Origin of the sequence: Lonsdalea populi, assembly GCF_015999465.1 — a bacterium.
GTDB lineage: Bacteria > Pseudomonadota > Gammaproteobacteria > Enterobacterales > Enterobacteriaceae > Lonsdalea > Lonsdalea populi.
In genome coordinates this window covers 1,247,690-1,260,359 of the sequence record NZ_CP065534.1, presented here as the reverse complement: position 1 = coordinate 1,260,359, position 12,670 = coordinate 1,247,690, and the positions used below count along the sequence as shown (strand labels likewise).

The window sequence follows — 12,670 nt, the reverse complement described above, 5'->3', positions numbered from 1 at the left end:
TCCCCGATGTAAAACCACCGCCCATATGAACTGCCACCTTACTCGTTAGATGTCCAACTTTTAGGGTGCAGTTCACTTCAGGCGGTGGTTTTCATGGCGCTGACAGACGATTAGCCGCGGCGTTGACGCACTGCGTCAGCTAACTGACGCAGCAGCGTCGCAGTATCATCCCAACCAACGCAACCGTCGGTAATGCTTTTACCGTATACCAGCGGCTCGCCGCTATCTGGGTTCTGATTGCCTTCGACGAGATGACTTTCGATCATCACCCCCATGATGGCCTTTTCCCCACCGGCGATCTGGGCGCAAACGTCGGCGCCGACGTCCATCTGTTTCTTGAACTGTTTGCTGCTGTTCGCGTGGCTAAAGTCGATCATCATCTGCGGCGTCAGCCCGGCTTTTTCCAAGCCGGCTTTGACTTCCTGAACGTGCTTCGCGCTGTAGTTGGGCTCTTTACCGCCGCGCAGAATAATGTGGCAATCGTGATTGCCGCTCGTATTCACGATTGCGGAGTGACCCCATTTGGTCACGGACAGGAAGCAGTGCGGCGCCTGAGCGGCGTTGATCGCATCGATAGCGACCTTGATGGTGCCGTCTGTACCGTTTTTGAACCCAACCGGGCAGGACAGACCGGAAGAGAGTTCACGGTGCACCTGAGACTCGGTGGTACGCGCGCCAATCGCACCCCAACTCATCAGATCGGCAAGGTACTGCGGCGTGATCATATCCAGGAACTCACCCGCCGCCGGCAGACCGGTATCGTTGATATCCAGCAGCAGTTTGCGTGCGATGCGCAGGCCGTCATTGATCTGGAAGCTGTGATCCATGTACGGGTCGTTGATAAGCCCTTTCCAGCCCACCGTGGTGCGCGGTTTCTCAAAGTAGACCCTCATCACGACTTCCAGCTCGCCGTGCAATTCCTGTCGCAGTTCCTGCAGTTTAGCCGCGTACTCTTTTGCGGCTTTAACATCGTGGATAGAGCAAGGACCGATGATCACCAGCAGACGATCGTCGCCGCTGTGCAGTATTTTATGGATGGCTGTACGGGCCTGGGACACCGTCTTAGCGGCATTTTCCGTCGCGGGAAATTTCTCCAACAGAGCGACAGGTGGCAACAACTCTTTGATCTCTTTGATTCTTAAATCGTCGTTTTGATAACTCATAGTAATCCCAATGATTCCCGAACGGTGAGCTTGGCCTGTGGTCATTGCCCACAATCCTCTCAGCCACAAATAAAAGCACAAACGCCATGGATGGCGCATTATAAAACAAGCCCATGACTAAAATCCCTGAATAATTCACCCTCGACCGAGGAATACACAGGTGTCTGCGGTGCTTGCCAGCAATGAATGCCCTTTCCCGATGCTTATCTGGTTTTATCGCCCCACTTCACATACAGTTAAAACCGGCATGCAAACAGGAAGCCATTCGATGACCCAATCTCGCTCTAACGAACAGAACAATAGTCAACGACTACTGGCGGCATTTACGATCACCGCCGTTTTCATGGTGGTTGAAACGGTCGGTGGGCTGCTGTCCGGCTCTCTGGCGCTGCTGGCGGACGCCGGACATATGCTGACCGATACCGCCTCGCTACTGGTGGCCTTACTGGCCGTCCGCTTCTCTGCACGCCGACCCACCGCCAACCACACCTTCGGCTTCCTGCGGCTGACCACGCTCGCGGCTTTCGTAAATGCCATCGCGTTATTTATCATCACCGTATGGATTTGCTGGGAAGCTTTCCAGCGCTTTAGCCATCCCCAACCGGTGGCAGGTGTCCCGATGCTGATCATCGCAGTCGGCGGTCTATTGGTTAATCTGCTCGCATTCTGGCTGTTACATCGAGGCAGCGGCGAAAAAAATATGAACGTTCGAGCAGCGGCTCTGCATGTGCTGGGAGATATGCTGGGTTCGGTCGGCGCGATTATCGCGGCGCTGATTATCATGATGACCGGTTGGACGCCGATTGACCCCATTTTGTCTTTGGTGGTGTCGGTGCTGATATTACGCAGCGCCTGGGGATTGCTGAAAGAAAGTCTTCATGAGTTACTGGAAGGTTCGCCTGCCCAAATTGATGCCGAAGCGTTAAAGCGGGATTTGATAGCCGATATTCCGGCGGTGCAGAACGTGCATCATGTCCACTTGTGGCAGGTCGGCGAAAAACCGCTGCTAACGCTGCACGCGCAGGTGACGCCCCCTGACGATCACGATGCCCTGTTGCAACAAATTCAGGAGTACCTGCTGCAGCATTATCAAATAGATCACGTGACCATTCAGATGGAATATCACCACTGCAATCACGGCCACTGCCACATTCAGCAAGTGGCTGGAGAGCGCCACCATCATCACCACTGATGGCGCTCAGCGCTGCTAGCGGGTTCGGGCCAGAGGACGTGACTGATTCTCACGTGCGCCCTTTATCCACAGCCAGGAGCCGTTAAGCGCTATCAACGTCAAGACGGCGTATTGCAGCGACATCGCGTACACGCCCTGGTAGGCAAAGATCACCACGCTAATAACATCAATGACTACCCACACCAGCCAGTTTTCAACGTATTTCCGCGTCATCAGGATCATCGCCACGATGGACAACACGGTCATAGTTGAATCCCAGAAAGGAAAGGCATCAGGCTGTAGTTGAGGCCGCTCTACGCTGATTCCGATGACTTTCATCAGTATCACGGTAATATCGGTCAACAGCGCAAAGAGTGCGTCGATATAAACCGTCATCAGACCGATAGCAACGATGCAGACGATTCCCCACCCCAGTGCCTGCGGCAAAGACAACCAGCGTATGTGCAGCTCGGATTCGTCGGCGCTGGTCTTACGGCTCCAGGCATACCAGCCATAGATATTCGCACCAAAGAAAAAGATCTGCAGCAACAGACTGGCATAGAGCTGAATCTGGAAGAAAATCAGTGCAAACAAAGTGACGTTGATCAGTCCGAAAAGATAATTGCTCGTCTTCTCGAGGCTGGCTAACCAGATACACAGTAAACCGAATAAAGTTCCTGAGGCTTCAACCCATGAGAGGTCATAACCATTCATTCCTATAGGGATATGAACCAAAATATTGCTCGTGCTGAAAAAATCCATCTTCACCTCGTCTGACCCTAAAAACACGCTATCGTCATAGTATCTGACCATAGAGCCAGACAGTGTTTCATATACTAAACAAAGTCATCCCTTCACACCAATTAATTCCGCCTTAATGCGGTATAAATTGCAGTTGAGTTTAATTTATTAAAAAACATGGGATTGATAACGATAAACGGAGTGCTGCTTCTCGCTATGGCGAAGTGCTGGCAGTATTCGGCCGGTAATGTACTCGGCCTATGGCCTCGTCCTTCGGGCCAACGCTGCGCGTTGTTGTCTCGCTACGCTCGACTCGAACCTGAGCGCAGGTTCTCACCCGCACGACACGTGCAATATAAGAATTTATATGTATTTGTTTTAGATTGAAGACCAACTTGAGATGGTGGGTCGTGCAGGATTCGAACCTGCGACCAATTGATTAAAAGTCAACTGCTCTACCAACTGAGCTAACGACCCGCACTGCGGAGTACTGCAAGATGTAGCGCTGGAAAATGGTGGGTCGTGCAGGATTCGAACCTGCGACCAATTGATTAAAAGTCAACTGCTCTACCAACTGAGCTAACGACCCAATTTCCACATCACTTCAGCGATTTGCCATCGCCCTAGCAACGGCGGCATATATTACTGTGATAATTTTTCCACGCAACCTATTTTATAAAAAAAACGTTTAACTGATTACAACTCAAACAAATAGGCGCAAAAACCGCTCATTTTGAGCGAATTTTGCGCCTTATCGTAGAAATTACGAGTGCGACAAAGATTTCTGCGCCAGTTTGGCACTTTCAGTGTTTGGATACATCTTGACCACCTGACGATAGACCGCCTGGGCCTTATCAGGCTGCCCTTTCTCCTGCATGATCACCCCAACCTTGTACAAGGCTTCAGATGCTTTGGGAGATTTAGGGTAGTTTTTCACGACATTGGCGAAATAGTAGGCCGCGTCGTCTTTCTTACCTTTGTTGTAGTTCAACTGCCCCAGCCAATAGTTGGCATTAGGCTGATAAGCGGAATCAGGATATTTCTTAACGAAGCTCTGCAACGCAACAATAGCCTGATCATACTGCTTTTTTTCAAGCACCAGCGCCACAGCGGCATTGTAATCGCTATTAGCGTCTCCTGTGCTGACAGGCGCGGTCGGAGCAGCGTGACTCGCCGCAGGGGAATGGTTAGCGTCTGAGGCCGCAGGAGAAGGCGTTTGCGCGCCCTGAGAGCTTAGGCTGTCTATTTGCTGGTAGATCTGTTTCTGACGCTCTACGACTTGATTGAGCTGATACTGACTTTCCTGAATCTGACCACGCAGGCTGTCGATATCGCGCTGGTTGTCGGAGAGCTGTTGCTGAAGTTGGGTTAAAAGCTGGCTGTGAGCGTTTGAGATTCGCTCCAGTTGAGTGACTCGATCTTCCACCGAGCCTGAGCCGGCATTACTGATTGGCGCTTGGGCGGTAGCGACCCAGGGGGCCGCTACGCCAACCAGTAACGACAGACTTAGAAGGTAAGGTCTGAAGTTACTGTTCATGCAATACTCTTAGTAGACCAGAACGGCACGACGGTTTTTAGAGTAAGCAGCTTCGTCATGACCCAGAACCGCAGGTTTTTCTTTACCGTAAGAAACGATAGAGATCTGGTCGGAAGAAACCCCTTTGCCCTGCAGATACATCTGCACGGCATTCGCTCGACGCTCGCCCAGCGCAATGTTGTACTCCGGCGTACCACGTTCATCCGCATGACCTTCAATGGTCACTTTGTAAGACGGGTTGCTACGCAGGAACGCGGCATGGGAGTCCAGCATCTGAGCGAAATCTGAACGGATGTCATACTTGTCCAGATCGAAGTAAACGATGTTGTTGCGTTGCAGTTCCTGCATCTGCAGGCGAGCCTGCTCAGAGGAAGACATGTTGCCGCCGTTTTCCATACCGCTGCCAACGCCGACGCCATTCTCAGAAGATTGGTCGTTGTTAGCATGTTTGTTAGAGCTACACGCGGCAACAGCCAGCACCGGCAGAGCCAACATCAGGCCTTTCAGCACTTTATTGAATTGCATTTTTATGTCCTTTCAAAAGGTTATCATAGATATTTGCATTTAGAGATACGGCGACCAGGCAGGGAATTTTACCTGACCATCAGTTGCCGGAAGACGCGCTTTGAAACGGCCATCAGTCGAAACCAGCTGCAGCACGGATCCCATCCCCTGTTTGGAACTGTAGATTACCATGGTGCCGTTAGGCGCAACGCTTGGCGTTTCGTCCAGGAACGTGTCCGTCAATACTTGAACGGCACCCGTTACCAGATCTTGTTTGGCGATATGCTGCACTCCGCTATTAGAGCTTACCATCACCAGAAATTTACCGTCGCCGCTGACATCCGCGTCCTGATTCTGGGCACCTTCCCAGGTCAGGCGCTGAGGCGCGCCGCCGTTGACATTGATTTTGTACACCTGCGGACGCCCCGCCTGATCGGAAGTATAGGCGAGTGTCTGACTATCCGGGAACCAGGTAGGCTCCGTGTTATTGCTGCGTCCATCGGTAACCTGAGAAATCTGCCCAGAGCCCAGATTCATTACGTAAAGATTCAGGCTGCCGCTTTTGGACAGCGCAAAAGCCAGTTTGCTGCCGTCCGGAGAGAAGGACGGAGCGCCGTTGTGACGTGGGAATGAGGCAACCTGTTTGATCGCGCCATTGGCCAGCGTCTGCACAACCAGCGCGGAACGGCCGCTTTCAAAGGTAACGTAAGCCAATTTGGTACCGTCGGGTGACCACGCTGGTGACATTAGAGGCTGCGGTGAGCGATGCACGGGGAGCTGATTGTGCCCGTCATAATCCGCCACCCGAAGTTCATACGGATATTGGCCGCCATTGGTTTGAACCACATAAGCGATGCGCGTGCGGAATGCGCCTTTGATACCGGTCAGTTTCTCGAAAACTTCATCGCTGGCGGTATGCGCCGCATAACGCAGCCATTGCTTGGTGACCTTAAACTGATTCTGCGCCAGCACGCTGCCTGCGTTGCCCGAGGTGTCTACCAGTTGATAAGAAATAACGTAACCATCTGCGCTTGGCTGAACCTGCCCGACTACAACCGCATCAATGCCCAACGCAGTCCAGGCCGCAGGCGTCACTTCCACCACGCTGCCCGGTTGCTGCGGCATACGAGCAGGATCGATAGGATTGAATTTACCGCTGTTGCGCAAATCCGCGCCGACAATATCCGCGATTTCTTCCGGTGCGGCGCCGGGACCCGCCCATTTGAACGGAACCACGCCGATCGGACGAGCGGAGTCGACCCCCTGGGTGATTTCAATGCGCACTTCCGCGTGGAGCACTGCCGCCCACAGCATCAAAAAACTTAATGCAACTTTAAATGCCTGCTTCATTTCATCTCCCTTATCCAGGCGTTTAACCTGCGATAAATTAGCAGAATGTGAACAAAACCAATGCCAACAAAACACGATTATCAGGTCTGTCGACCATAGTCATAATCTTAACCCCCACTCTCGACTTTAGGCGGATTTACTGCGGCTTAAAGTCTATCGGGGCATTCTTGAATGCTTCATACACTTCACTGCTCGGCGGTTTAGGAATTCTGGCCTGCTTGGCTGCAGCAATTGCAGCCTGACACAGAGCAGGATCGCCACCTTCGGTAGTGACATCGATTAGCAAACCATCCTGCGCCAGTTTGACGCGCAGCGTACACGTCCGACCTTTATAGGATTCCCAATCGTAAAACTTACTCTGTATGGCGGTTCTAATCTGACTGCCATAGCTATCTAACGCAGCCCCTGACGCCCCGCTTTTCTTATTGTTACCTGCGCCTGCTGCGCCACCGCTACTCGCCGTAGAGCCTGATTTTGGGGCATTTTTATCCGACGACAGTCCACCGAGTAGATCGTCCACTTCGCTGTCCTGTTTGGCAGCTTCAGCCGCTGCAGCCTTTTTCTTGTCGTCAGCCGCTTTTTTGGCTGCTGCGGCTTCCGCTTTCTTGGCAGCATCCGCGGCTGCTTTAGCGTCAGCCGCGGCTTTCTCTTTAGCCACTTCTGCCGCTTTAGTCTTCGCTTCCTGTTCAGCCTTTTTCTTCGCGTCTGCAGCAGCCTGTTTCTTGGCCTCCTCTTCCGCCTGCTTTTTCGCCGCGGCTGCTTTAGCCTGTTGCTCGGCGTCAGCTTTGGCTTTCGCCGCCGCTGCCTCGGCTTGTTTCTGCTGTTCTTTAGCCTGCTGCGCCGCTTCTTCAGCCTGCTTACGCTGCTGTTCTTGCACTTGCGCCTGTTTTTTAGCTTCTTCCTGCGCTTGCAGGCGCTCTTTTTCCAGCTCCTTCAGGCGCTGTTGTTCCGCAGCCTGTTTTTCCTGTAGCTCTTTCGTCTGCTGGTCGGCTTGCTTCTGACGCAACTGTGCAGCGCGCTGCGCATCGCTTTGTTGCTGCTGCTGACGATTGTATTGTTCCGCAACTGCGCCGGGATCGACCATCACGGCATCGATAGCAGACCCGCCTCCGCCGCCATTGCTGGCGTCCATTGACTGGTGCAAGGAGCTCACAATTAGCAGCGCAATCAAAATGACGTGCAAAACGGCTGAGATAATCAAAGCCCGTTTTAGCTTATCGTTTTGTCCGTTTCCCTTTAGCACAAGTCATTCCCAAATACAGTGTGGCCAAATAGATCACTCATACTCTGTTTACCGGCTCAAATCGGTTGCGTCATCAGACCCACGGATTTCACACCGGCCTGATGGAGTAAATTAAGCGCTTTGATGATTTCGTCGTAGGGGACTTCCTTAGCGCCTCCGATCAGGAACACCGTTTTCGGATTGGCGCTAAGGCGAGACTGCGCTTCAGCCACCACCTGCTCTGCCGGCAGTTGCTCCATACGGTTATGATCGACCACCAGGCTATAGCGGCCGATGCCCGATACCTCAACAATCACAGGCGGATTATCATCGCTGGAAACGTTTTTGGAATCCGTGGCATCTGGCAGATCCACCTCAACGCTTTGCGTGATAATCGGCGCCGTCGCCATGAATATCAGCAGCAGCACCAACAGCACATCCAGCAAGGGGACGATATTGATCTCGGACTTCAGTTCCCGACGACCTCGACGTACACGTGCCATGCTCTCTCCTGATTAACGGTTACTATCGCTGGAGAACGCCTGACGATGCAGGATGGCAACAAATTCTTCCGTGAAGTTATCGTAGTTCTGTTCCAGTTTGTTAACGCGTTGGTTGAGGCGGTTGTAGGCCATAACAGCTGGAATAGCGGCGAAAAGGCCGATAGCCGTGGCAATCAACGCTTCGGCGATCCCCGGCGCGACCATCTGCAATGTCGCCTGCTTAACGGCCCCTAACGCGATAAAAGCGTGCATAATCCCCCACACCGTACCGAACAGACCGATGTAAGGACTAATGGAACCGACTGTTCCAAGGAAAGGAATGTGAGTTTCCAACGTTTCAAGTTCCCGATTCATCGAAATGCGCATTGCACGCGAGGAACCTTCAACCGCCGCCTCGGGCGCATGATGGTTGGCGCGATGCAGCCGGGCAAATTCTTTGAATCCGGCATAGAAGATTTGCTCTGTCCCAGACAGGGTTTCGCGCCGCGTCTGGCTCTCCTGATACAAGCGGGAGAGTTCGATGCCCGACCAAAATTTGTCTTCGAACGCTTCAGCATCACGGGTCGCTGCGTTGAGGATGCGGGTGCGCTGTATGATTATCGCCCAAGACGTGATGGAAAAACCGATTAAAATCAACATGATAAGTTTCACCAGAAGGCCAGCCTTCAGAAACAAATCAAGAATATTCATGTCAGTCACTGCTTAAACTCCGCGACAAAAGACTTAGGAAGCGCAATCGGCTTCATTTGATGTGGGTCGATGCATGCGATCAAAACTTCGGCCTGGCTCATCACTTCACCCTGGGAATTGAGAATGCGCTGCACAAACGTCATGGACGCTCTGCGAACCGAAACAATCTCGCTTTGCACTTCCAATACATCATCAAGGCGCGCGGAAGAGAAGTACTCTATCGTCAACTTACATACGACGAAGGAAAGACTTTGCTCCATCAGTTGTTGTTGATGAATACCATGTTTACGCAGCATTTCCGTGCGAGCTCTTTCATAAAACGCAGCATAGCGCGCGTGATAAACAACGCCGCCAGCATCAGTATCTTCATAATAGATGCGAATGGGCCAGCAGAACACTTGATTACTCACTTTATATTCCAGCAATTAGTGCCAATAAAACTTAGGCTACTATACGCAAGAGAATTGTGGTTTGGAATGGGGAGAATGTACAGGCTGGTAAATAAATGTGAGCCAGAAACGGCCCACATGGCAAGGGATTTAACGCGAAGATTACCGGAAAAAATAGTACAGGCCGGCGGCCAAAATGATGGCCGCGGGCAAGGGCGAGGAAAAAGCCTTCCAGCGCAGGCGCTGCGGTCTAAATCCCATCCCGTGAATCACGCCCGCGCAGATCGCCCACATCAGGACGAACGCCTGCCAGACTGCCAGCGTGCTGGTTTTCGCCGCAAAGCGGGTAGGGTCCCAAAAAACGCATCCCGCCAGCAGCAGGGCCATGATTAGGGAAAGGGCCCGCAATGGCCCCTTGTCCATGGTGCAGTACAGACGATGGATAAACTGACTCATCACGCGTCGTCTTTTCCCGCTTTGGCATCTTCAACATGCTCAATCGCCAACGCAGTAATCACGCCCAGCGAGCAGGCAAGAAGCGTTCCGAGTATCCAGGCAAAATACCACATAAAATAAGCTCCTTACTTAGTACAGGGAATGCGAGTTCTGCTCGACATGCTCTTTGGTGATGCGACCGAACATTTTGTAGTAGCACCAAGTGGTGTAACACAGAATGATCGGGACGAAGACGATCGCCACGCAGGTCATCACTTTCAGCGTCAGCAGACTGGATGTAGCATCCCACATGGTCAGGCTGGCGTTCGGCATCGTGCTCGACGGCATGACAAATGGGAACATCGCAATCCCGGCCGTCAGGATGACGCAGGTAATGCTCAGCGAGGAGAACAGGAATGCCAATGCGCCCTTTTCCACGCGCGCCATCAGCACCGTAAACAACGGGAATACCACACCCAACAGCGGAATTACCCACAGAACAGGATAGTTGTTGAAGTTGACTAACCAGGCACCCGCCTGATGGACCACTTCTTTACGCAGTGGGTTGGATTCCGCAGCGGTGTCGATCACCGACGTCACGGTGTAGCCGTCGATACCGTAGACCACCCAAACACCGGCCAAGGCGAACGTCATGAACATAACCAGCGACGCCAGTTGCGCTACGCCTTTAGCACGCAGGTGCAGTTCGCCGTTGGTACGCATCATCAGGTAAGTCGCGCCCTGAGCCAGAATCATACTCACGCTGACCACACCCGCCAGCAGGCCAAACGGATTCAGCAACTGGAAGAAGTTGCCGGTGTAGTACAGACGCAGGTAAGCGTCGATGTGGAACGGAACACCCTGCAGCAGGTTGCCGAAAGCAACGCCGATGACTAGAGGCGGCACGAAGCTGCCGATGAAAATGCCCCAGTCCCACATGTTGCGCCAGCGTGCGTCTTCAATCTTCGAACGGTAGTCAAAACCGACCGGACGGAAGAACAGCGCCGCCAAGACCAGAATCATGGCGACATAGAAACCGGAGAAAGCGGCGGCGTAAACCATTGGCCAGGCGGCGAACAGCGCGCCCCCCGCCGTGATCAACCATACCTGGTTGCCATCCCAGTGAGGCGCGATGGAGTTAATCATAACGCGACGTTCAACGTCGCTACGGCCCATCATACGGACCAACATCCCCACGCCCATATCAAAACCATCGGTGATGGCGAAACCAATCAGCAGTACGCCGATAAGCGCCCACCAGATAAAACGCAGTACTTCATACTCAAACATAGTGGACTCCTGTTACCGTGCTTCCGGCGCAGCGGCGGTCGGCTGTTCAAAATGATATGCGCCCGTTTTCAGGCTGCTTGGACCCAGACGCGCATACTTGAACATTAGGTACAATTCCGCGACGAGGAACAGCGTATACAAACCGCAAATCAATCCCATGGAGAACAGCAGATCGCCTGCTGTCAACGATGAGTTGGCGACAGAGGTCGGCAGCACTTCACCAATCGCCCAAGGCTGACGGCCGTATTCTGCGACAAACCACCCGGCTTCCACCGCGATCCACGGCAAAGGAATACCGTACAGTGCGGCACGATGCAGCCATTTACGCTGACCAATCTTGTTACGTAGCACAGTCCAGAAAGAGAGACCGATGATAATCAGCATCAGGATCCCACAGGCCACCATGATGCGGAACGAGAAGTACAGTGGCGCTACGTGAGGAATCGAGTCTTTCACCGCCATCTGAATCTGCGCTTCGGACGCATCGGAAACCTGCGGCGTATAGCGTTTCAGCAACAGGCCGTATCCCAGGTCTTGCTTGCTGGCGTTGAAGGCTTCGCGAACCGCTGGGTCAGTGTTGCCCGCACGTAACTGCTCGAGCAGATGGTAGGCGTTCATCCCATTACGGATGCGCACTTCGTGCTGCTCCATCAACTCTTTCAGCCCCGTCACTGTTTTATCCGTGGAACGCGTCGCGATCAGACCCAGAACATAAGGAATTTGAATCGCGTATTTGTTCTCTCTGGCTTCCTGATCCGGCAGACCAAACAGGGTAAACGCGGCCGGAGCCGGCTGAGTTTCCCATTCGGCTTCGATTGCAGCCAGTTTGGTTTTCTGAACGTCGCCCATTTCGTAACCGGATTCGTCACCGAGCACGATCACGGAAAGCACGGAGGCCATCCCGAAGCTGGCGGCGATAGCGAATGAACGCTTGGCGAATGCGATATCGCGGCCTTTCAGCAGATAGTAAGAGCTGATGCCCAGAATGAACATGGCGCCCGTACAGTAGCCGGCGGCAACCGTATGGACGAATTTCACCTGCGCGACAGGGTTGAAGACCAGCGTCGCAAAACTCACCATCTCCATGCGCATGGTTTCGAAGTTGAAGTCGGAGGCGATAGGGTTTTGCATCCAGCCGTTGGCGATCAGAATCCACAGCGCGGAGAAGTTTGAACCCAGAGCGACCAGCCAGGTTACTGCCATATGCTGCACTTTGCTCAGGCGATCCCAGCCGAAGAAGAACAACCCGACGAAGGTAGACTCCAGGAAAAACGCCATCAGGCCTTCGATAGCCAGTGGAGCCCCGAAGATATCACCCACATAGTGAGAGAAGTAAGACCAGTTGGTCCCAAACTGGAACTCCATGGTCAGCCCGGTAGCCACGCCGAGTGCGAAATTGATCGCAAATAGCTTGCCCCAGAACTTGGTCATATCTTTATAAATTTGCTTGCCAGACAGTACGTAGACCGTTTCCATAATTGCCAGCAGGAACGCCATCCCCAGCGTTAGCGGCACAAACAGAAAATGGTACATGGCTGTCAAGGCAAACTGTAAACGTGACAGTTCGACTATATCAAACATCTTAACTCCTTGCTCCTCGCAGGAAGGTTTCGCTCGCAGTAGAAGCAATCCGTTGAATAACGGCTGCAATACCCTAAAAGAACACAACAAATTG

The 12,670-nt window shown here is 52.8% G+C and carries 14 protein-coding genes, 2 tRNA genes and 1 other RNA gene; 1 reads left to right on the top strand and 16 read right to left on the bottom strand.

Features of this window, described 5'->3' with window-relative positions:
* Window positions 1-110: 110 nt before the first annotated feature.
* Window positions 111-1,163 (bottom strand): 3-deoxy-7-phosphoheptulonate synthase AroG, encoded by a 1,053-nt coding sequence (aroG, locus tag I6N93_RS05640; RefSeq protein ID WP_085685561.1) that lies wholly within the window; start codon window positions 1,161-1,163, stop codon window positions 111-113.
* A 247-nt stretch (window positions 1,164-1,410) separates the two neighbouring features.
* Here aroG and zitB point away from each other — a divergent pair, with 247 nt between their 5' ends.
* Window positions 1,411-2,355, top strand: coding sequence for a CDF family zinc transporter ZitB (gene zitB, locus I6N93_RS05635; RefSeq protein WP_373853829.1), 945 nt, complete (start codon window positions 1,411-1,413; stop codon window positions 2,353-2,355).
* Window positions 2,356-2,370: 15 nt separating this feature from the next.
* Here zitB and pnuC read toward each other — a convergent pair whose 3' ends face one another.
* The 15 genes from pnuC to cydA form a co-directional block, all read right to left on the bottom strand.
* Window positions 2,371-3,096 (bottom strand): nicotinamide riboside transporter PnuC, encoded by a 726-nt coding sequence (gene pnuC / locus I6N93_RS05630; RefSeq protein ID WP_085685565.1) that lies wholly within the window; start codon window positions 3,094-3,096, stop codon window positions 2,371-2,373.
* A gap of 207 nt (window positions 3,097-3,303) precedes the next feature.
* A non-coding RNA gene (locus I6N93_RS05625) (RtT sRNA) lies at window positions 3,304-3,434 on the bottom strand.
* Between the two features lie 42 nt (window positions 3,435-3,476).
* Window positions 3,477-3,552: transfer RNA gene (locus I6N93_RS05620), tRNA-Lys, on the bottom strand.
* A 36-nt stretch (window positions 3,553-3,588) separates the two neighbouring features.
* Window positions 3,589-3,664: transfer RNA gene (locus tag I6N93_RS05615), tRNA-Lys, on the bottom strand.
* Between the two features lie 174 nt (window positions 3,665-3,838).
* Window positions 3,839-4,612 carry a cell division protein CpoB gene (gene cpoB / locus I6N93_RS05610; RefSeq protein WP_085685567.1) on the bottom strand — a complete coding sequence of 258 codons (774 nt, stop codon included), beginning with the start codon at window positions 4,610-4,612 and terminating at the stop codon, window positions 3,839-3,841.
* A 9-nt stretch (window positions 4,613-4,621) separates the two neighbouring features.
* Window positions 4,622-5,137, bottom strand: a complete 516-nt coding sequence (pal, locus tag I6N93_RS05605) for a peptidoglycan-associated lipoprotein Pal (protein ID WP_085652425.1) — start codon at window positions 5,135-5,137, stop codon at window positions 4,622-4,624.
* 39 nt (window positions 5,138-5,176) lie between these two features.
* Window positions 5,177-6,466 (bottom strand): Tol-Pal system beta propeller repeat protein TolB, encoded by a 1,290-nt coding sequence (gene tolB, locus I6N93_RS05600; RefSeq protein ID WP_085685569.1) that lies wholly within the window; start codon window positions 6,464-6,466, stop codon window positions 5,177-5,179.
* A gap of 136 nt (window positions 6,467-6,602) precedes the next feature.
* Window positions 6,603-7,709, bottom strand: a complete 1,107-nt coding sequence (gene tolA / locus I6N93_RS05595; RefSeq protein WP_085685571.1) for a cell envelope integrity protein TolA — start codon at window positions 7,707-7,709, stop codon at window positions 6,603-6,605.
* Window positions 7,710-7,765: 56 nt separating this feature from the next.
* Window positions 7,766-8,191 (bottom strand): colicin uptake protein TolR, encoded by a 426-nt coding sequence (gene tolR / locus I6N93_RS05590; RefSeq protein ID WP_085685573.1) that lies wholly within the window; start codon window positions 8,189-8,191, stop codon window positions 7,766-7,768.
* Between the two features lie 12 nt (window positions 8,192-8,203).
* Window positions 8,204-8,890 carry a Tol-Pal system protein TolQ gene (tolQ, locus tag I6N93_RS05585; RefSeq protein ID WP_085685574.1) on the bottom strand — a complete coding sequence of 229 codons (687 nt, stop codon included), beginning with the start codon at window positions 8,888-8,890 and terminating at the stop codon, window positions 8,204-8,206.
* Window positions 8,887-9,291: a tol-pal system-associated acyl-CoA thioesterase gene (ybgC, locus tag I6N93_RS05580; protein WP_085685576.1), complete on the bottom strand. Its 405-nt coding sequence runs from the start codon at window positions 9,289-9,291 to the stop codon at window positions 8,887-8,889. Before ybgC ends, tolQ begins: the two co-directional genes overlap by 4 nt.
* A 141-nt stretch (window positions 9,292-9,432) precedes the next feature.
* Complete coding sequence (gene ybgE, locus I6N93_RS05575) at window positions 9,433-9,726, bottom strand: cyd operon protein YbgE (protein WP_085685578.1); 294 nt, start codon at window positions 9,724-9,726, stop codon at window positions 9,433-9,435.
* A complete protein-coding gene (cydX, locus tag I6N93_RS05570) occupies window positions 9,726-9,839 on the bottom strand; it encodes a cytochrome bd-I oxidase subunit CydX (RefSeq protein ID WP_071999786.1) in 114 nt (37 codons plus the stop codon). The genes ybgE and cydX overlap by 1 nt, the downstream gene beginning before the upstream one ends.
* Before the next feature lie 16 nt (window positions 9,840-9,855).
* Complete coding sequence (gene cydB / locus I6N93_RS05565) at window positions 9,856-10,995, bottom strand: cytochrome d ubiquinol oxidase subunit II (protein ID WP_085685580.1); 1,140 nt, start codon at window positions 10,993-10,995, stop codon at window positions 9,856-9,858.
* Between the two features lie 12 nt (window positions 10,996-11,007).
* Window positions 11,008-12,576: a cytochrome ubiquinol oxidase subunit I gene (gene cydA / locus I6N93_RS05560; protein ID WP_085685582.1), complete on the bottom strand. Its 1,569-nt coding sequence runs from the start codon at window positions 12,574-12,576 to the stop codon at window positions 11,008-11,010.
* Window positions 12,577-12,670 lie beyond the last annotated feature (94 nt).

What these genes read in the sequence shown, in the direction of transcription:
- zitB (WP_373853829.1), top strand. Translation starts at nt 1,411, where the DNA reads ATGCAAACAGGAAGCCATTCGATGACCCAATCTCGCTCTAACGAACAG.
- ybgE (WP_085685578.1), bottom strand. Translation starts at nt 9,726, where the DNA reads ATGAGTCAGTTTATCCATCGTCTGTACTGCACCATGGACAAGGGGCCA.
- aroG (WP_085685561.1), bottom strand. Translation starts at nt 1,163, where the DNA reads ATGAGTTATCAAAACGACGATTTAAGAATCAAAGAGATCAAAGAGTTG.
- pal (WP_085652425.1), bottom strand. Translation starts at nt 5,137, where the DNA reads ATGCAATTCAATAAAGTGCTGAAAGGCCTGATGTTGGCTCTGCCGGTG.
- pnuC (WP_085685565.1), bottom strand. Translation starts at nt 3,096, where the DNA reads ATGGATTTTTTCAGCACGAGCAATATTTTGGTTCATATCCCTATAGGA.
- tolB (WP_085685569.1), bottom strand. Translation starts at nt 6,466, where the DNA reads ATGAAGCAGGCATTTAAAGTTGCATTAAGTTTTTTGATGCTGTGGGCG.
- tolR (WP_085685573.1), bottom strand. Translation starts at nt 8,191, where the DNA reads ATGGCACGTGTACGTCGAGGTCGTCGGGAACTGAAGTCCGAGATCAAT.
- cydB (WP_085685580.1), bottom strand. Translation starts at nt 10,995, where the DNA reads ATGTTTGAGTATGAAGTACTGCGTTTTATCTGGTGGGCGCTTATCGGC.
- cpoB (WP_085685567.1), bottom strand. Translation starts at nt 4,612, where the DNA reads ATGAACAGTAACTTCAGACCTTACCTTCTAAGTCTGTCGTTACTGGTT.
- cydX (WP_071999786.1), bottom strand. Translation starts at nt 9,839, where the DNA reads ATGTGGTATTTTGCCTGGATACTCGGAACGCTTCTTGCCTGCTCGCTG.
- cydA (WP_085685582.1), bottom strand. Translation starts at nt 12,576, where the DNA reads ATGTTTGATATAGTCGAACTGTCACGTTTACAGTTTGCCTTGACAGCC.